Here is an 18,870-nt window from a genome sequence, read left to right as displayed (position 1 = left end):
GCCTCGAGGGGCGGGCACGGTCCCGCCCCTTTCCAATTCTACCTGCATCGGCCAGATATCGGCGATGAACGGCGCCGCGCGCGCCGCCCCCAAGATGCAGGAAGTTTGCGTATGTCCAGCTATGCCGATCGTCTGACTGCCCTCCGCGCGCAGCTCGCGCAGGAGGCGCTCGACGGCTTCGTCGTGCCGCTCACCGACGAGCACATGTCCGAATATGTCGGCGCCTATGCCCAGCGGCTCGCCTGGCTCACCGGCTTCCAGGGCTCGGCCGGCAGCGCCGTGGTGCTCAGCGAGCAGGCGGCGATCTTCACCGACGGCCGCTACACCCTGCAGGTCCGCCAGCAGGTCTCGGCGGATCAGTGGGACTATGTCGGCGTCCCCGCCACCAGCATCGCCGACTGGCTGGGCGAACACGCCCCCAATGGCGGCCGCATCGGCTATGATCCCTGGCTGCACACCCGTGCCTGGGTCGAGGACGCGCGCAAGGCGCTCGCCGAGAAGGGTGCCACGCTGGTGCCCGTTACCCGCAACCCGATCGACGCCGTCTGGGCCGAGCAGCCGAACCCGTCCGATGCGCCGCTCGCGGTGCTGGACGAGGCGCTGGCCGGCAAGTCCTCCGCCGCCAAGCGCGCCGAGATCGCCGACTGGCTCCAGGCACGGAATGCCGATGCGGTGGTGATCGCCGCACTCGATTCGATCGCCTGGACGTTCAACGTCCGCGGCGACGACGTGACCCATACGCCGGTCGCGCTCGCCTATACCGTGATCCATGCCGACGGCACCGCCGACCTGTTCGTGGCGCCGGAGAAGGTGACCGACGCGGTGCGCCAGCATCTCGGCAACGCGGTGCGCATCCAGGATCGCGCGGCCTTCCAGAGCGCCCTGGGCGGCTTTGTAGGCAAGCGCGTCGTGGCGGACCCCGGCACCGCCGTCGCGGCGATCTTCGACGCGCTGGAAGCAGGCGGCGCCACGGTGATCGCGCTGCGCGATCCGGTGATCCTCGCCAAGGCGATCAAGAACCCGGCCGAGGTCGCCGGGCACAAGGCCGCCCAGGCGCGCGACGGCGCCGCGCTCAGCCGCTTCCTCAAATGGTTCGAGGAAACCGCGCCGCAGGGCGGCCTCACCGAGATGTCGGCAGCCGACAAGCTCCGCGCGTTCCGCGAGGCGACCGGCAAGCTCAAGGACCTGTCGTTCGACACCATCTCCGCCACCGGCCCCAACGGCGCGATCCCGCACTACAAGGTGACCGAGGAATCGAGCCTGAGAATCGAACACGGCCAGCTGTTCCTGATCGATTCGGGCGGCCAGTACGGCGACGGGACGACGGACGTCACCCGCGTGATGCCGGTCGGCGAGGCGAGCGACGAGATGAAGGACCGCTTCACTCGCGTGCTCAAGGGCCATATCGCCATCGCCACCGCGATCTTCCCGGACGGCACCACCGGGGCGCAGATCGACGGCTTCGCGCGGCGCCCGCTCTGGGAAGCCGGCCTCGATTTCGCGCATGGCACCGGCCACGGCGTCGGCGCCTATCTCTCGGTGCACGAGGGGCCGCAGCGTATCGCCCCGCCTGCCTATCCGGGCGGGCAGGCGCTGGAGCCGCTGCGTGCCGGCATGTTCCTCTCGAACGAGCCGGGCTATTACAAGGCCGGCGAATACGGCATCCGCATCGAGAATCTCGTCCACATCGTCGAGCGCACGATCCCCGGCGGCGACAAGCCGATGCTGGCGTTCGAGACGCTCACCTTCGCGCCGATCGAGCGCAGCCTGATCCTGCCCGCGCTGCTGAGCGCGGAGGAGCGCGCCTGGCTGGACGCGTACCATGCCGAGGTGCTGGCGATCGTCGGCCCGCAGCTGGACGGCGACGAGCGCGCCTGGCTCGAAGCCAAGTGCGCGCCGATCGGGTGAGATACCGATCCTCCCCGTGCCGGGGAGGATCTTGTTAGTCCGCCGATTCGGGGCGCGGTGCCGCCCCCTGCTCCGCCGCTTCCGCGTTCGCCCCGCGCGCCTGCGCTTTCCGCCGTCGCAGGTTTTCGCGCAGTTTTTCGGCCAGGCGGGCCCGCTTATCCACATCCTTCATGCGAAAAGCGATAAACCTTCGCGATGCGGGTTGACAATCACCCGTCGCCCTGCACATAGGCCCCTCCCGCACGGCGCTGGTCGCCGCGGTTGGAAAACAGTGCTGCCGTAGCTCAGTGGTAGAGCGCATCCTTGGTAAGGCTGAGGTCGCGAGTTCAATCCTCGCCGGCAGCACCATTTTCCCCTTCTGACAGAAGAACTTGCCCGCAACGGCACCGCGGCGGCGAGGTCACGCACCCTCCTTACACTTCCATCGTCATCCCCGCGAAGGCGGGAATCCATTGGGATCGCCGGCACGGTTTTGTCCCCAGCGTCCTGGCAAATGGATTCCCGCCTTCGCGGGAATGACGAGGAATGGGACAGGGCCGGCCTTACCGGCCGCCCCGCCCGTTCAGGCCCAGCGCAGGCCGTCGATCCGCACCACCGGCACCGTGCCCAGCCCCTTGGGCAGCGTCACGGTCAGCCCCGCCTCGGACTGGCGGAACGCCACGTCGCCACCGCCGAGCAGCCGCGCCCGTGCCACCCGGCCCGCCTTCCGCCCCAGCGCCTTGACCGTCACCGGTGCGCTCGGCGCCTTGAGGAAGAACAGGTACAGCGTGTCGCCCCGGCGCGTGAAGCGCACGTCCTGTTCGGTAAAGCCCTTGAACCCGCCTTCGTTCTGCATCCCCGAGGCGAGCTGGGTCGGCCCTTCGCCATAGGTCCGCCACGGCCGGGTGCCGAACACCGCCTCGCCGTGCACCGCCATCCAGGCGGCGAGATCGTCGAGGATCTTCTCTTCCTCCGAATCGATCGTCCCATCGCCGCGCTGGGGCACCGAGAGCAGCAGATTGCCGTTCTTCGAGATCACGTCCGCCAGCCGCTGCAGCACGTCGTCGGCCGAGCGGTACGCCTTGTCGGTGTAGAGGCTGCGCTTGTAGAACCAGTCGCCGAGGCAGGTGTCGGTCTGCCAGGGCTCGTCCCACAGATGGTCGGAGAAGCCGCGCTCGACATCCTGCACCAGCCCGAACCGGGCATAGGGATGCAGCTGCTTGGCGGTGGCGACGACGTCGATCTTGTCGTGCCAGTCGAGCGAGCGGTTGTAATAGTCCGCCACTGCCGCCAGCCCGATCGGGCCGAACGGCAGCTCGTAATTGTCGAAATAGCAGAAATCGGGCTTGTACTTCGTCACCAGGTCGACCTGCCGCAGCAGCCAGCGCTTGGCATAGTCGATGTCGCCGGGGGGAACCGTCTCCAGCCACTGGCCGTCGTTCTTTTCGTGCCACGTGCCCATCGCCTGCATCGTGTCGATGCCGTCGGGCGCCACGAAATGCTTGCCGGTGTAGAGGATCTGCGGATCGAGCCCCTCCCACCATTTGCCCGCACCATCCGCCTTGGTCAGGCGAAAGGCGTCGTAGCGCTCGCCCTTGCGGGGGCCTTCGGGATCATAGCCATAGGCCGTCTGGTACCAGTGCCAGCTGTGCGAGGCATGGTTGGAGACGCCGAAGCGCAGGCCGTGGGCGCGCGCCACCTTCTCCCAGGTGCCGACCACGTCGCGCTTCGGCCCCACGCGCAGGCTGTTCCAGCCGTGATGCGCGCTGTCGTAGCAATCGAGATTGTCGTGATGGCAGGCGAGCGACACGAAATATTTCGCGCCTGCCTTCACATAGCGCTTCATCAGCGCCTCGGGGTCCCAGTTCGCGGCGGTCCAGCGGTTCTGGACTTCCAGGAAGCCGACATCGGCGGGATGGCCATAGGTCTTGCGATGGAAGTCCGAGGCCGGGTGGCCCTGGATGTACATGTGCCGCCCGTACCAGTCGCCCTGCTCGGGCACGGACTGCGGGCCCCAGTGCGACCAGATCCCGAACTTCGCATCGCGGAACCAGTCCGGATAGCGATAGTTCGCGACCAGCGAGGGCCAGGTCGCCTGCACCGGCCCCGACACCACCACCTGCGCGCGCGCAACCGCCGGCAGGGCGGCGAGCCCCGCAAGAACACCGCGACGCCGCCACCCTGATCCGATCATTATTACCTCCGCTGAACCACGACAGTACCACCTTGATACCGAACTTCGGTGTCAAAGCCATTGTCGTCGGTCACCGGCTTGCCGGCGCTCACCCATTTCACGCGGAAGCTGCGGGCGGCAGGCATGCCGGCCCAACTCTTGCCCTCGCGCGCGCCGATCGTCAGCGTGCCGGCCTTGTCGTCGTAGCTGAGCGGAATGCGGCTGAACGCGCCGCTCTTGTACTGCTCGCTGCGGCCGTCATCCTCGTAGAGCGAGAACTGGCCGTTCGCGCCGGTATAGACGGTGATGGTCAGCGGGGCACCCGGCTGCTGGTCGACATATTGCGTCACCGGGCCCATCGGCACGATCGCGCCGGCCTTGACGAACAGCGGCATCCGCTCGGCCGGCGCGGGAATGCCCGCGATGGTGCCGCCGCGATAGGGCTTCGCCGTGGCGAAGTCGTACCAGGTGCCGGTGCCGGGGAAATAGACCGTGCGGCTGCGCGCCTTGTACTCGGTCACCGGCGCGACGAGGAACGCGTCGCCGAACAGATACTGGTCGTTGATCGTGCGCGCCTTGGCGTCGGCGGGGAAGTCCATCGCCAGCCCCCGCATGATGCTGCCGTCCTTCATATAGGTGTCGGCACCCAGCGTGTAGATATAGGGCATCAGCCGGTAGCGGAGCTGGTCGTACCAGACCATCGAGGCGCGCATCGGCGAGCCCTCAGGCGAAATCTCGTAGATCTCGCGATACGGGAACTCGCCATGGCTGCGGAACAGCGGGCTGAACGCGCCGAACTGGAACCAGCGCAAATTGAGCTCGCGCCACTCGGCCACGTCCTCGGGCTTGGGGTTCTTGGTCTCGTAGCGCGGCTCGACCGCGAAGCCGCCGATATCGTGCGTCCAGTTGGGCAGGCCCGACATCGAGGCGTTGACGCCCGCCGAGATCTGCGCGCGCAGATCGTACCAGCGGGTCGCCACGTCGCCCGACCACACCGCCGCGCCGTAGCGCTGCAAGCCCCCGAACCCCGAACGGGTGAGCAGGAACGGCCGCACGTCCGGCTTGAAGCTGCGCCAGCCCTCGAAGAAGGCGCGCGCGTTCATCAGCGGGTAGCTGTTGAAATACTGCGCCGCCGGGCCGATCGCGGTCGGCCCCATGGTGTCGATCCGCTCGGGGATCGAGAGGTTCGAGTGCATGTCCGGCTCGCTGGCATCGGCCCACCAGGCATCGGTGCCGAGCACGCCCAGCTTGGCCTGCACCTGTTTCCAGAAGATGCGGCGTCCCTCGGCCGAATAGGGATCGTAGAAGGTGCTGGCATAGCCGGGGCCGACCCAGTCCTTGTTGCCCTGGCGCAGATTGCCCTGATAGGCAGCCCCCGCTGCGTTCAGCTCCTTGTAGTTCTCGGTGGTGGGATAGAATTTCGGCCAGACCGAGATCATGAAGTTGGCGTGGTCGGCATGGACCTTGTCGATCATCGCCTTGGGGTTGGCGAAGCGGGTCGGGTCGAAATCGTGGCTGCCCCAATTGTCGTCACGCCAGTAGCGCCAGTCGAGCACGATATTGTCGAGCGGGATGTTGAGCTGGCGATATTTCTCGACGACGCCGGTCACCTCGGCGGCGGTGTCGTAGCGCTGGCGCGACTGCCAGAAGCCATAGACCCATTTCGGCATCATCTCGGCCTTGCCGGTGATCTGGCGATAGCCGGCGATCGCGCCGTCCATCGTGTCGGCGGGGACGAACCAATAGTTCTTGGCCTGGCCGACCTCGCTGGTGAACCACAAGGAATGGCGATCGGGCGCGGGCAGCGGATCATTGTGGAGCAGCGCCATATAGCCGGCGTTGGGCTCCCACTCGATCCGGATCTGCACCGGCTTGCCCTTGACCATCGGCAGGTCGAAATTGGCGTACCAGGGGTTCCAGTTCTGCCGCCAGCGATCGAGCACCAGCTTCCCGTCGGCATAGACCTTGTAATAGCTCGAGCCGTAGAGCTGGAACTTGTGGGTGCCGGTCACCTCGGGCTGGACGTCACCGGTCCACACCACCGTCTGCTTCTGCACGGCGTTGCCCGCGGTGTTCTGGCCGCCGGTCGCCGCGACGGTCTTCGCCTTGGCTTCCTCCGGCCAGTTCTTCTGGTCCTTGATATACTGATAGTTGATCGTCGTTTCCTGGCGCGACACGGCCAGCTTGCCGTCGAGGAAATACTCGGCCTTCCACCCCGGCTTGCCGCCGCTCGATACCTTCAGCCCCTCGCCCACCGGCGTATAGGGCTTGGGATTGCCGAAGCGGCTGATGCTGGCATTGTCCCACAGCAGGCCGTAGCTGCGCGTCGAGACGACGAACGGCACCGCGATGTCCATGTTATGCTGGGCGAGTTCGACGTCCTCGCCATTATAGTTCATCTGGGCATTCTGGTGCTGGCCGAGGCCGTACAGCCCCTCGTCGGTGCCGCGGTTGAACTGCTGGCTGACCGCGACGAACGGCTTGCCCTCGACCGTGACGGGCTTGAACGCCGCCTGGCCGGATTCGGCGAGCAGTTCGCGCCCCTTGGCGTCGGTGAAGCGGATGCGGCCGGTGGCGATCTCGATATCGGCGGTGGCGCGCTTGGCCTTGACCAGCACATGGCCGTTGGCTTGGGCGACCTCAAAGGGGCCGGCCGCCGGCGGATTGGCCGCCATCAGGCTCGGTGCCAGCGTGCCGGTATCGACGCCCTTGGGGGTGGCGATGACGTGGAAGATGCCGTCGCCATGGACGGTCACTTCCACGCGTGCCGCGCTGCCGCCGGTCGGCGTGACGACCACGCCGGTATCGGTGCGGCTATAGCCGTTTTCCTGCGCCGTCTGTGCCGACGCCATCGCACTGCCCGCGAGCAGCGCCGCGATCCAAACCCTGTTCATGCCCAAGTCTCCTGCGTTTCTTCTGTTTTCGCCGCTCAGCGATAGCGGCCCATGGTAATCTTCAGAATTTGCGGCCGATCGATCAGGTTGAGGCCGTAATCGGTCTGGTCGCCGTTCCACACGCGCGTCGCCTGCCATTTGCCATCGACGAAACTGCCTTCCTCGGTGCGGAGCATGATGCCGTTCGGCGCGCTTCCCTCGGCGGGCGAGAAGATGACGCGGACATGATCCCCCACTACCAGGAACTCGTCGTCGGAAAGCTGTGCGACCGCAACACCGCCGATCTTCTCCGCCCCCCAGGGGGCAGGATCGCTCTTGAGGAAGCTCCACTCCTTCATCCCGAACTGCCATTCGCCCCAGCTGGCGGTAATCGTCCATCCGCCAATGGTCGTAGAACGCGGCTTGTTGTCGTCGGGCTTGGCGACGCCCCAGGTCGGGCGGGTATAGGCGATCCGCGCCCAGTCGCGCGCGATGCCGTTCAGCATGCCATAGGGGAGCGCAAAGGCGTCCATCGTCGCCGCATCGAGATCGCGCGCGCCGAGCGGGAAATTGAAATAGCCGGTCGCGTCCATCCCGAACGGCGCAAAGCCGATCGCCCCGCGGCCCAGCGCCTCGTAGAAGAAGCGGGCGAATTCGCGGGCATTGCCGATCTCCGGCACCATCAGTGCATTGTCGGGCCGGGCATATTTCTCGAGGTACTGCGAGACATTCTCGCTGCTGCGATCATAGAGGTCGGGTGCCGCGAAATCGAGCGCGGGCGCCGCCGCCTTCCAGATGTCGAGCACGTCCTGCTGCGGGCCGCCGCTCGCCACGCCGTCGGGATCGGGCACGTTGGAGGGGCCGGCAAGGGCCGCGTTGACGTACATCGGCAGCGGCTTCACCGCCTTGCCAGCCGCTGCGACAGCGTTGACGTAGCGCGCGACATACCAGCTGTTGAACGCGCGGTCCGCCTGCGCGCCGAAGGCCTCGACCCAGGTACCGCGCTTGCCGGTCTTCTTCGCAAGTTCGGCGGGAATGGCTTGCGCGAACAGCCGGTTGGCTTCGGCCGAATAGTCGCGCGGGTTGCGATAGCTGCCGGTCTCGTTCTCGGGCTGGACCAGGATCACGGTGTTCTGCGGATCATGGTCGCGCAAATATTCCATGACCTTCACGAAGGCGCGCGTGTCGGCCTTCAGCGTCTCGGTGCCATGCGCGCTGAGCACGCCGTGATCCTTGCCGTCCCGCGTCTTCATCCGCGGAAAGCGCTTCGCATCCAGCTTCACCCAGTCGGGCGTGTAGCTGTAGCTCGTGTTCTTCCAGGTGCCGAACCATAGCAGCACCACCCGCTTGTCGTGCGCGCGGGCCTGATCGAGCAGGGTCTGGAGGAAGCGGAGGTCGAATTGCCCCTCGCGCGGCTCGACCTGCTGCCAGGCGATCGGCACTTCCACCGTATTGGCGTGCATCCGATCGAGCACGCCCCAGGCGGTGGCGAGCGGCGCGGCATAGTTGCTGCTGTTGTTGACCTGTCCGCCGAGGATCAGGAACGGCGCGCCGTCGACGATCAGCGCATGGCGGCCGTTCTTCGTCTCGACATGCGGCACCGGCGTCGCGGTCTGGGCCATCGCGGCCAGTGGAACCCCGGCCAGCACCAGCGCCAGCCCGCTCGACGATATGCAACGCAGCATCCTTGCCTCTCCCGCTTCCGGCGATCCTGCCGGTTTACGTTCCTCTGTCCACGGGTTAGCGCTACCAGAAGCCGTTGGAAACCGCTGTTTTGAAATTTACTTTTACAGGTGGATGCATATTTCGATCGCGCATGGGGGCACCCGGCGGGGCCAGAATTTAGGAGAGGACAGAAGCATGACTCAAGACCTGAACCGCCGCCATCTGCTGGGCGGCTTGGCACTTGCCGCCGGCGCGGCGGCGCTGCCGGCGCACGCCTTCCAGGCCGGCGCCGACGAGGTGCTGCTGCTCTGGCCGGGTTCGCCCCCGGGCGCCCCCACGACGCTGCCCAGCCCGAAATACGACCAGCGCTCGAAGGACCCGACGTTCAACGATCGCTGGCTGACCGGCGTCGGCAGTCCCTCGCTCACCGTGCGGCGCGCGGCGCAGCCGAACGGCACCGCGGTGATGCTGATCCCCGGCGGCGGCTATGGGTTTCTGGCGATCGACAATGAAGGCGAGGAACAGGCGCGCTGGCTGAACGCGATCGGCGTCACCGCCTTCATCCTGCGCTATCGCATCCCCACCGAAGGCTGGGCGAACCGCAGCACCGTGCCGCTGGCCGATGCGCAGCGCGGGCTGCGGCTGATTCGCGCCTCGGCCAAGCGCTACGGCGTCGATCCGGCGCGGGTGCTGGCGCTTGGCTTCTCGGCAGGCGGGCATCTGGCGGGCAGCCTCGCCACCCGGCATGCCGAGCGCGTCTATGCGCCCGTCGATGCCGCCGACCAGCTGTCGGCACGGCCCGATCTCGCCGGGCTGATCTACCCGGTGGTGAGCCTCGCCGCACCGTTCACCCATGGCGGCTCGCGCGACAACCTGTTCGGCACAGGTGCGGACGCCAAGGCGCTCGCCGCCGCCTCGGTGGAAAACCGGGTGACCGGCGACACCCCGCCGATCTTCCTCACCCATGCCAGCGACGACGGGCTGGTGCCGATCGCCAACAGCCTGGCGCTCTACCAGGCGATGCTGGCGGCGCAGCGCCCGGCCGAACTGCACGCCTTCGACCAGGGCGGCCATGGCTTCGGCGTCCGTCTGGCCAAGACGGTGCCGGCCTCGGCCTGGCCGGTCCTGTTCGCCGCCTATGCGCGGCGCAGCGGCGTGCTGGCGGCATGATCCGGGCGGCGGCGCCACTGCTGGCGCTCCTGCTCGCCGGCGCCGCCGATCCCGAGACGCCCTATCGCTCCAGCCCCGAGCGGCGCACGGTGGAGGACACGCGCGACTGGGGCCGCTGGCTGGGGCCGTTCCACGCCAGGCTGGTGCCCAGCCTGATGCAGGATTTCGGCGAGCGCTATCTCTATGCCCCCGCCAACGCCGCACTGCCGCCGCCGCAAAAGGGCGAGCAGCGCGTCGTCTTCCTCGGCGACTCGATCACCGACGGCTGGGATCTGGCGAAGAGCTTTCCCGGCAAGCCCTATGTCAATCGCGGCATCGGCAGCCAGGTGACGGCGCAGATGCTCGTCCGCTTCGAGCAGGACGTGGTGGCGCTGCATCCCCGCGCGGTGGTGATACTGGGCGGGGTGAACGACGTCACCGGCTTCCTCCAGGTGGAAAGCACCGAGTCGATCGTCGCCAATATCGAGGCCATGGCCGACATCGCGCGGGCACATGGCATCGCCGTGGTGCTCTGCTCGATCCTGCCAGTGAACAACTATACCGAGGCGGCCCGCAACGTGGTGGCGGAGCGCAAGCCCGAGGAACTGCGCGCGATCAACGCGGCCCTGCGCGCACTGGCGGAGCGGCGGCATTTCGCCTTCGCCGACTATGCCGCCGTGCTTGCCGACGACCGGGGACTGCTGCGCGCGCCGTTCACGCGCGATGGCGTGCATCCCCTGGCGGAAGGCTATGCACGGATGGCGCCGGTCGCTGCCCGCGCGATCGCGGTGGCGCTTCGCCAGAAATCATAAAACGTTAATTTACCTAGATTTTTTTACGTTAGCGATAACGTAGTTTCACCTATGAAGCCAAGTTTCACATAATTGTTGCGATAAATAGGACGTCATGGTAGCGCAAACATCGGATGCCGGAAAAACCGGTACCGCCGTGCCAAGCGCTCGTGAACGAGCGCGCCGGCCTCACACTTGGGTATGGCGCCGTTGCGCCGAGGGAGGGGACTAGTGACCGACCGCTTCACATCATCTTTCAAGACGACTTCGTTGAACGCCCTGCTGCGCGCCGGCGCGTCGATGGCAACGTTGTCACTGATTGCCGTGCCGGAAATGGCGCTGGCGCAGATCGCGGCTGCGGCGCCGCAGGGTAGCGAGGCAGCAACGCAGGATTCCGCGCCTGCCGACGCGACCGGCCAGGAAATCGTCGTCACCGGCATCCGCGCCTCGCTGCAGAGCGCGCGCAACCGCAAGCGCGACGCCGAACAGGTGGTCGACTCGATCACCGCGCAGGACATCGGCGCCCTGCCCGACCGTTCGGTCTCGGAAGCGCTGCAGCGCGTGCCGGGCGTGACGCTCCAGCGCACCAACGAGAATCGCGATCCCGCGCGCCTCTCCTCCGAAGGCGGCGGCGTGTTCATCCGCGGCCTGTCCTGGGTCCGTTCGGAGCTGAACGGCCGCGACGTGTTCTCGGCGAACAACGGCCGCGGCCTGTCGTTCGAGGACGTGTCCTCGGACCTGCTGGTCGGCGTCGACGTGTTCAAGAACCCCTCGGCCGAGCTGGTCGAAGGCGGCATCGGCGGCATCGTCAACCTGCGCACCCGCAAGCCGTTCGACGCGCCGGGCTATGTCTTCGCGCTGTCGGGCGACGCCAACTACGCCGATCTGCGCAAGAAGACCTTCTGGTCCGGCAATGCGCTGGCCAGCGGCCGCTGGAACACGCCGCTCGGCGAGATGGGCCTGCTGCTCAGCTATTCGATCAACAATATCGGCAACCGGACGGACAGCATCACCGCCGGCCGCTATGATCGCGGCACGCTGACCAAGGCGCAGGACGGCCTCGCCGCCGGCACCAACGTCTACATCCCCGCCGGCATGGGCTTCCGCCGCATCGACTGGCAGCAGAAGCGGACCGCGTTCGACGGCTCGTTCCAGTGGAAGCCCAGCGACACGCTGACGCTGACCCTCGAGGCGCTGATCTCCAAGGCGACGCCGCACGACATCGAATATGCGGTGGGCGACTATGACACGCCCTCGTCGGACAATTCGAGCTACAAGTTCGGGGCGAACCACGAGCTGCAGTCGGGCGTCATCACCAACCGCAACCTCAATCTCGACACCCGCGCCGGCAGCCAGGACAAGAAGACCCAGGACTTCTCGGGCAATCTGCGCTGGGTGCCGAACGAGCACTGGGCGGTCAGCGCCGACCTGCAGTACATCAAGTCCACCGCCAAGGTGTACAGCATGACGGCGTTCACCGGCGCCAACATCCCGACCACCATCGCGTTCGACTTCAGCGGCGACAACCCGTCGATGACGATGACGCCGACGAACAGCGGCCAGTCGCTCACCAACAAGAATCTCTACTGGTGGGCCGCGGCGATGGACCACATCGAGAACAACGACGCCGATGAATGGGCGACGCGCGCCGATGTGGAATATACCTTCACCGACAGCGACTTCCTGAAGTCGATCCGGGTCGGCGGCCGCTATACCGATCGCGCGGCGACCACCCGCCAGAGCACCTATAACTGGAGCCTGCTCTCGGCCCAGTATTGGCAGCCCGGCAACGCCGTGTTCCTGAACCAGACCGGCTATCCGGGCGGGCCGCAGAACCCGGACCTGCCCAACCAGACCCAGCTGGTGAACTACGGCAACTTCTTCCGCGGCAAGCTGCCCTCGCCGGGCGCGGGCTTCTGGTTCCCTGCGGCGAACCTGGTGCAGAACGGCACCGCCTATGCCTATAACTATCTGAAGAGCACGGAATCGAACGGCTGGGGCTGGACCCCGCTGAGCGACGACTACAGCAAGAATCCGGGCGGCATCAACGACCAGACCGAGAAGACCTTCGCGGGCTATGCGCTGATGCGCTTCGGCATGGACCAGAGCCCGCTCGGCCATTTCGACGGCAATGTCGGCGTCCGCGTGATCCGGACCGAGAACGGCGCGACCGGCACCCCGATCACCGTCGGCGCGCCGACCTCGTCGCCCGGTCTGTGCGTCGTCGGCACGCCGATCACCACCGGCCCGCGCGCCGGCCAGACGGTGAACGCCACCGACTGCGCCAACTATGCCGCGGCGTTCAAGTTCGCCGGCGGCACGATCACCCAGCCGACGACGGGCAACGGCTCCTACACGGACGTGCTGCCCAGCCTGAACCTGCGCTTCTTCCTGAAGGACAATCTCCAGCTGCGCTTCGCCGCGGCCAAGGCGATCGTCCGGCCGACCTTCGCGCAGCTCAACCCCTATGTCTCGCTGAGCTACAGCTTCGATTCGGTCACCGGCATCGGGACCGGCGTCGGCGCCAACGGCCAGCTCACGCCGTTCGTCGGCAGCGCGGGCAACCCGAACCTGAAGCCGACCCGATCGAACCAGTTCGACGTCAGCCTCGAATATTATTTCGGGCGGTCGAACAGCCTGACCTTCGCCGGCTTCTACAAGGACATCTCGAACTACATCTTCGCGGGCACGACCAAGCAGACCTTCACCGCGAACGGACAGACCCTGACCTTCGACGTGACGCAGCAGACCAATGGCTCGCACGGCAAGATCAAGGGCTTCGAGATCGGCTATACCCAGTTCTTCGACATGCTGCCCGGCGCGCTGGGCGGCCTGGGCTTCAGCGGCAACTACACCTTTGTCGACTCGTCGGGCGGCAAGAACACCGCCGTCAACGTGTTCGATTCGACCCAGATCACCAATTCGGGTCTCAGCCTGCCGCTCGAGGGCCTGTCGAAATATTCGTACAACGCAGCACTGGTGTACGAAAAGTACGGCATCTCGGCGCGTGCGGCGTACAACTGGCGCTCGCACTATCTGCTCACCACCTCGGCGGCGAACATCAACTATCCCGTCTGGTCGGAAAGCTACGGCCAGCTCGACGCGTCGATCCTCTACTCGCTCAACAAGCACATCAAGATCGGCGTGCAGGGCTACAACCTGCTCAACTCGCGGACCTTCCTCGACGTGGGCGATCCCAACCTCAAGCCGCGCTACGGCTGGACGGACACGGACCGGCGCTTCGCCTTCCTGTTTCGCTCGGTCTTCTAGGTTCCTCCTCCTCGCCCCCGGTACCGCACGGCACCGGGGGCAGATTTTATCTTCCGCCGATTCCGCCTAGGCTCGAACCGGTCGATCGGCAGAACGGGAAGCTCCGCGCAGTGGCGCAACACCTCATCATCGCGGGCGGCGGCAGTGCCGGATGGATGGCCGCGGCGCTGTTCGCGCGGCTCCGCCCCGCGCCCGACACGCGCATCACCCTCATCGAGTCGGATGCCATCGGTACCGTCGGCGTCGGCGAGGCGACCGTGCCGATCCTGCAGCATTTCAACCGCCTGCTCGGCCTGAACGAACCCGAGTTCGTCGCCGCGACGCAGGGCAGCTTCAAGCTCGGCATCGAGTTCGTCGACTGGGGAGAGACCGGCAACCGCCACTTCCACGGCTTTGGCGACCACGGCGCCCCGATCGAGGGCATCGCCCCGCACCATCACTGGCATCGGCTGCGCGCGGCCGGCCGCATCGCTGATCCGATCGACGCCTGGTCGATGCCCGCGCTCGCTGCGGCACAGGACCGGTTCGCCCCGCCCGAAGCACTGCGCGGCGAGGCGGCCGAGTATCGCTACGCCTATCATTTCGATGCCGGCCTCTATGCCCGGCTGCTGCGCGGCTATGCCGAGGCGCGCGGCGTCACCCGCATGGAAGGCCGCATCCTCGACGTCGACCGCGATCCTGACACCGGCGATCTGCGCGCACTGCTGCTCGAAGGCGATCGGCGGCTGGACGGCGACGTCTTCATCGACTGCACCGGCTTTGCCAGCCAGCTGCTCGGCCAGCAGCTGGGCACGGGCTTCGTCGACTGGTCGCACTGGCTGCCGGCGAACCGCGCGGTGGCGCTGGGCTGCACCCGCGCCGGGCGGTTCACCCCCTTCACCCGATCGACCGCGCATGCCGCCGGCTGGCAGTGGCGGATCCCGCTCCAGCACCGCACCGGCAACGGGCTGGTCTACAGCAGCGCGCACCTTTCGGACGACGCCGCGGCAGCGCTGCTCCAGGCCAATCTCGACGGCGACGCGATCGGCGAGCCGCGGCTCCTCCGCTTCACCACCGGCCGGCGCGAGCGCTTCTGGGCGCACAATGTCATCGGCATCGGGCTGGCGGCGGGCTTCATGGAGCCGCTCGAGTCGACCAGCCTGCAGCTGGTCCAGACCGGGCTTGCCCGGCTGGCCGAGCTGCTGCCGACCAGCGGGCGCGCGGATCCCGCCATCGTTGCCGAATATAATCGCGAGACGATCGGCGAATATGAACGCGTCCGCGACTTCCTGATCGCGCATTACTGCATCAGCCAGCGCCCCGAACCCTTCTGGCGCGACATGGCGGCGATGGCGCTGCCCGACACGCTCGCCCACAAGCTGGCGCTGTGGGACGCGATGGGGCGGATTCCGATGCTCGATCTCGAATCGCACCAGGAGCCGAGTTGGGTCTCGGTGCTGCTCGGCCAAAGGCGCGTGCCCCGCAGCCATGATCCCGCGGCCGATCGCCCGCCGCTCGACGGGCTGGCAACGCTGTTCGCCCAGCGCCACGCCGCGCTGAGCGCCGCGACCCGCAGCCTGCCGCCGCACGACTATTTCGTCGCGCGCACCTGCCAGGCGCAGGCGGCATGAGCGCCGCGCTTTCCCGCGTCGTAATCGCCGGCGGCGGCAGCGCCGGCTGGATGGCCGCCGCCGCGCTCTCCCAGGCGCTGGCCGGCACCGGCATCGCCATCGCGCTGGTCGAGTCCGAGGAGATCGGCACGGTGGGCGTCGGCGAGGCGACGATCCCGCCGATACACGGCTTCAACCAGATGATCGGTGTCGACGAGACCGAATTCGTCAAGGCGACGCGCGGCACCTTCAAGCTGGGCATCGAGTTCGTCGACTGGCACCGCCGCGGCGACCGCTATTTCCACCCGTTCGGCCGCTATGGCGACGATTTCGGGCTGGTGCCCTTCCACCAGCAATGGCTGGCGGCGCGCGCCGAGGGCGACCCCACCCCGCTCGGCGCCTATTCGCTGTCGACGCTCGCCGCGATGCACGGGCGGTTCGGCCTGCCCCAGGGCGGCGGCAACAGCGTCTTCGCCACCTATGGCTATGCCTATCATTTCGATGCAGGCCTCTACGCCGCCTATCTGCGCCGGCTCTCGGAAGCGCGCGGCGTGGTGCGGCACGAGGGCAAGATCGCCGGTACTCACCGCGACCCGGCGACCGGCCACGTCACTGCCGTGCAGCTGGACGATGGCCGCCGGATCGAGGGCGACCTGTTCCTCGACTGCACCGGTTTTCGCGGCCTGCTGATCGGCGAGGCGATGGGTGTCGCCTATCAGGACTGGTCGCACTGGCTGCCGGCGAACCGCGCGATCGCGGTGCCGACCGCAACGGCGGGGCCGCCCACCCCCTATACCCGCAGCACCGCACGCGATGCCGGGTGGCAGTGGCGAATCCCGCTCCAGCACCGGATCGGCAACGGCCATGTCTTCTGCGACGGCTTCACCAGCGCGGGCGAGGCCGAGGCGCTGCTGCTCGCCAATCTCGACGCCGCGCCGATCGGCGAGCCGCGCCACCTGCGCTTCACCACCGGCCGGCGCGAGACGCCCTGGGCCGGCAATGTCGTCGCGGTCGGGCTGGCCTCCGGCTTTCTCGAGCCGCTCGAATCGACCAGCCTGCACCTGATCCAGAGCGCGATCACGTTGCTGCTGCAATGGTTCCCGGATCGCAGCTTCGATCCCGCCGTGCGCGCCGAATATAACCGGCTCGCCACCCGCGAATGGGACACGATCCGCGACTTCCTGATCCTCCACTATATCGCGACCGAGCGCGACGACACGCCCTTCTGGCGCCATTGCCGCGCGATCACTCCGCCGGACTCGCTCGCCGAGAAGATGGCATTGTTCGCCCGCACCGGGCGGCTGCTCGCGCGCGAGGGCGACCTGTTCATGGACGCGAGCTGGCTGGCGGTGCTGCTGGGCCAGGGCGTGGTGCCGCAAGGCCATGACGCGCTCGCCGCCGGCATCCCGCCCGAGCATCGCCGCAAGATCCTGGCGGCGATGCGCAAGGTGATCGCCGACACCGCCGCGCAGCTGCCGCCGCACGAAACCACGATCGGGCGGCAGTTCCGGGCGGGATAGCAAGGCTCTCCTCCCCCGCCGAGCGAGAGGCATTGCCTGCAGGCTGTCATACCGCGCTGGCGCAAAAATACCGGTCATTCCCGCGCAGGCGGGAATCCATTCGCCGGTTCGCCGGGGGAAAGACCCGCGAATTCAGCGCCAATGGATCCCCGCCTTCGCGGGGATGACGATGGTTTTTGGCGCATATCCAACCGCCGACCACCGGGGGCAGAGACGGCGCCCCCTTACGCCTCCGCCTTCGCCCGCGGCCTGCGGCGGCGTACCGGCTTGGCTACCGAGAGGCTCGGCACGACCGGCGCCTCCACCCGATCGAACCAGCCGAGTGCCGAGGAAATCGCCTGCGCGGTCGCCTTGAGCATCGCCAGCGCCTCGTCCTGCGCGACATGCGGTGCATCGTCGATCGCCGCGAGGAAGGGGATGGTCAGCGCCGCGACGACATGGCCGTCGAAGCCATAGACCGGGCAGCTCATGTCCGACACCCCGGCCATGCGCGCGCTAGGGATCGATTCGTGCCCCTGCGCCCGCACCGCCTCCAGCCGCGCCGCCAAGCCCTTGGGCAACCCGCGCGGATACAGCGCCTTGCGCCGTGCCTCGTCCATGGCGCCGAGCAGCACATGGCCGGAGCAGCTGGTGAGCAGGTCGATCGTCGTGCCCAGCCGCACCGCGAAGCCGGTCTGCCCGGGACTTTCCTGCCGCGCGACGATCAGGCCGCGCGTGCCGGTCACCACCACCAGATGGCAGGATTGCTCGGTCGCCGCGGCCAGGCTGTGCATCAGCGGCGTCGCGACATGGGTGAGTTCCTGCGCCGGCGTCGCGCGATGCGCGATTTCGAGCAGCCGGTAGGTCACCCGGTAGCGATCGCTTGCGGCATCCTTGTGCAGCCAGCCGCGACGATCGAGCACCACGATGATGCGGAACAATTCGCTGATCGAACGGCCCAGCCGCTGGGCGATCTCGCTGATCGTCAGGCCCTGCGGCGCATCGCTCAGCAGTTCGACGACCTCGATGCCCTTCTCCAGCGCCGGCGCCGCATAATTTGGTTGCCGCTCCTCGGGAGCGGCCGATCCTCTCTCTGTCATGCCGCCAAGCTATCGCGCGCGTCCGGCCTTGTCATGCCAATCTGAATCCAATTCGTTAAAATTGGTCTTAGGGGTATTGAAATGAAAGTTACTTTGACAGATGAAAATAGGCTAGCAAGAGGGAAGGCTATGCGCTTCGACAACAAAACCGTGCTCGTGACCGCCGCCGCCCATGGCATCGGCCGCGCGACCGCACTCCGCCTGCGCGACGAAGGTGCGCGCGTGTTCGCCCTCGATCGCGATGCCGCTGCACTCGCCACGATGGAGGGGGTCGACGCCATCACGCTCGATCTGCTCGATGCCGCCGCGATTGCCGCGCTTCCCGCCGAGATCGGCCCGATCGACGCGCTCGCCAACATCGCCGGTTTCGTCGCCGCAGGCTCGATCCTCGACGGCAGCGACGCGGACTGGATGCTGTCCTTCGATCTCAACGTCCATGCGATGCACCGCATGATCCGTGCGTTCCTGCCGGGCATGCTGGCGCATGGCGGCGGTGCGATCGTTAACATGTCGTCGATCGCCTCCAGCGTGAAGGGCATCCCCAACCGCCACGCCTATGGCGCGTCCAAGGCTGCGGTAATTGGCCTGACCAAGGCGGTCGCCGCCGACTTCGTGGCGCAGGGAATCCGCTGCAACGCGGTGTGCCCGGGCACCGTCGACACGCCGAGCCTGCGCCAGCGCGTGTCCGATCAGGCCGATGCGTCGGGCATCAGCGTCGAGGACGCGCACGCCGCCTTCGTCGCCCGCCAGCCGATGGGTCGCCTCGGCCGCGAAGAGGAAATCGCCGCGCTCGTCTGCTATCTCGCCAGCGACGAAGCGGCCTTCACCACCGGCGCGGTCCATGTGATCGACGGCGGCTGGGTCAACTAAGGGA

General features: G+C 67.3%; 12 protein-coding genes and 1 tRNA gene. 8 read left to right on the top strand and 5 right to left on the bottom strand.

Going from position 1 to position 18,870, the window contains the following annotated elements; translation table 11 throughout:
- Positions 1–111: 111 nt before the first annotated feature.
- A complete protein-coding gene (locus QZ814_RS13995; RefSeq protein ID WP_294333292.1) occupies positions 112–1,908 on the top strand; it encodes an aminopeptidase P family protein in 1,797 nt (598 codons plus the stop codon).
- Between the two features lie 34 nt (positions 1,909–1,942).
- Here the strand turns inward: QZ814_RS13995 and QZ814_RS13990 are convergent, their stop codons facing one another.
- Positions 1,943–2,080, bottom strand: coding sequence for a hypothetical protein (locus QZ814_RS13990; RefSeq protein ID WP_294333290.1), 138 nt, complete (start codon positions 2,078–2,080; stop codon positions 1,943–1,945).
- A 101-nt stretch (positions 2,081–2,181) separates the two neighbouring features.
- On the opposite strand from QZ814_RS13990, the gene QZ814_RS13985 reads away from it, so the two are divergent.
- Positions 2,182–2,256 (top strand) — tRNA-Thr (locus QZ814_RS13985).
- A 214-nt stretch (positions 2,257–2,470) separates the two neighbouring features.
- Here QZ814_RS13985 and QZ814_RS13980 read toward each other — a convergent pair.
- Genes QZ814_RS13980 through QZ814_RS13970 form a run of 3 tightly spaced genes read right to left on the bottom strand, consistent with a single transcriptional unit; the run spans position 2,471 to position 8,618 of the window.
- Positions 2,471–4,081 (bottom strand): alpha-L-fucosidase, encoded by a 1,611-nt coding sequence (locus tag QZ814_RS13980; RefSeq protein ID WP_294333288.1) that lies wholly within the window; start codon positions 4,079–4,081, stop codon positions 2,471–2,473.
- Between the two features lie 2 nt (positions 4,082–4,083).
- Positions 4,084–6,954 (bottom strand): TIM-barrel domain-containing protein, encoded by a 2,871-nt coding sequence (locus QZ814_RS13975; protein WP_294333286.1) that lies wholly within the window; start codon positions 6,952–6,954, stop codon positions 4,084–4,086.
- A gap of 35 nt (positions 6,955–6,989) precedes the next feature.
- The gene (locus tag QZ814_RS13970) at positions 6,990–8,618 is read right to left on the bottom strand and encodes a DUF5597 domain-containing protein (RefSeq protein ID WP_294333284.1); all 1,629 of its coding nucleotides are present in this window, start codon (positions 8,616–8,618) and stop codon (positions 6,990–6,992) included.
- 175 nt (positions 8,619–8,793) lie between these two features.
- Here QZ814_RS13970 and QZ814_RS13965 point away from each other — a divergent pair, with 175 nt between their 5' ends.
- The 5 genes from QZ814_RS13965 to QZ814_RS13945 all read left to right on the top strand — a co-directional run bounded on the left by QZ814_RS13965 (position 8,794) and on the right by QZ814_RS13945 (position 16,917).
- Complete coding sequence (locus QZ814_RS13965) at positions 8,794–9,768, top strand: alpha/beta hydrolase (protein ID WP_294333281.1); 975 nt, start codon at positions 8,794–8,796, stop codon at positions 9,766–9,768.
- Complete coding sequence (locus tag QZ814_RS13960; RefSeq protein ID WP_294333279.1) at positions 9,765–10,559, top strand: GDSL-type esterase/lipase family protein; 795 nt, start codon at positions 9,765–9,767, stop codon at positions 10,557–10,559. Before QZ814_RS13965 ends, QZ814_RS13960 begins: the two co-directional genes overlap by 4 nt.
- 249 nt (positions 10,560–10,808) lie before the next feature.
- Positions 10,809–13,808 carry a TonB-dependent receptor gene (locus QZ814_RS13955; protein WP_294333277.1) on the top strand — a complete coding sequence of 1,000 codons (3,000 nt, stop codon included), beginning with the start codon at positions 10,809–10,811 and terminating at the stop codon, positions 13,806–13,808.
- A 110-nt stretch (positions 13,809–13,918) separates the two neighbouring features.
- Positions 13,919–15,418, top strand: coding sequence for a tryptophan halogenase family protein (locus QZ814_RS13950; RefSeq protein WP_294333274.1), 1,500 nt, complete (start codon positions 13,919–13,921; stop codon positions 15,416–15,418).
- Positions 15,415–16,917: a tryptophan halogenase family protein gene (locus QZ814_RS13945; RefSeq protein ID WP_294333268.1), complete on the top strand. Its 1,503-nt coding sequence runs from the start codon at positions 15,415–15,417 to the stop codon at positions 16,915–16,917. The genes QZ814_RS13950 and QZ814_RS13945 overlap by 4 nt, the downstream gene beginning before the upstream one ends.
- Positions 16,918–17,141: 224 nt before the next feature.
- Here the strand turns inward: QZ814_RS13945 and QZ814_RS13940 are convergent, their stop codons facing one another.
- A complete protein-coding gene (locus QZ814_RS13940) occupies positions 17,142–17,996 on the bottom strand; it encodes an IclR family transcriptional regulator (protein ID WP_294333263.1) in 855 nt (284 codons plus the stop codon).
- Between the two features lie 129 nt (positions 17,997–18,125).
- On the opposite strand from QZ814_RS13940, the gene QZ814_RS13935 reads away from it, so the two are divergent.
- On the top strand, positions 18,126–18,866 hold the full coding sequence (locus QZ814_RS13935; protein WP_294333259.1) for an SDR family oxidoreductase: 741 nt from the start codon (positions 18,126–18,128) through the stop codon (positions 18,864–18,866).
- Positions 18,867–18,870: the final 4 nt, after the last annotated feature.

It is taken from the genome of uncultured Sphingomonas sp., assembly GCF_913777625.1.
Lineage (GTDB): Bacteria > Pseudomonadota > Alphaproteobacteria > Sphingomonadales > Sphingomonadaceae > Sphingomonas.
The sequence above is the reverse complement of the archived record's forward strand: the minus strand, read 5'-3'. Positions and strand labels throughout refer to the sequence as shown.

Coding starts and splice junctions, on each gene's coding strand:
- QZ814_RS13995 (WP_294333292.1), top strand. CDS start 112: ATGTCCAGCTATGCCGATCGTCTGACTGCCCTCCGCGCGCAGCTCGCG.
- QZ814_RS13990 (WP_294333290.1), bottom strand. CDS start 2,080: ATGAAGGATGTGGATAAGCGGGCCCGCCTGGCCGAAAAACTGCGCGAA.
- QZ814_RS13980 (WP_294333288.1), bottom strand. CDS start 4,081: ATGATCGGATCAGGGTGGCGGCGTCGCGGTGTTCTTGCGGGGCTCGCC.
- QZ814_RS13975 (WP_294333286.1), bottom strand. CDS start 6,954: ATGAACAGGGTTTGGATCGCGGCGCTGCTCGCGGGCAGTGCGATGGCG.
- QZ814_RS13970 (WP_294333284.1), bottom strand. CDS start 8,618: ATGCTGCGTTGCATATCGTCGAGCGGGCTGGCGCTGGTGCTGGCCGGG.
- QZ814_RS13965 (WP_294333281.1), top strand. CDS start 8,794: ATGACTCAAGACCTGAACCGCCGCCATCTGCTGGGCGGCTTGGCACTT.
- QZ814_RS13960 (WP_294333279.1), top strand. CDS start 9,765: ATGATCCGGGCGGCGGCGCCACTGCTGGCGCTCCTGCTCGCCGGCGCC.
- QZ814_RS13945 (WP_294333268.1), top strand. CDS start 15,415: ATGAGCGCCGCGCTTTCCCGCGTCGTAATCGCCGGCGGCGGCAGCGCC.
- QZ814_RS13940 (WP_294333263.1), bottom strand. CDS start 17,996: ATGACAGAGAGAGGATCGGCCGCTCCCGAGGAGCGGCAACCAAATTAT.
- QZ814_RS13935 (WP_294333259.1), top strand. CDS start 18,126: ATGCGCTTCGACAACAAAACCGTGCTCGTGACCGCCGCCGCCCATGGC.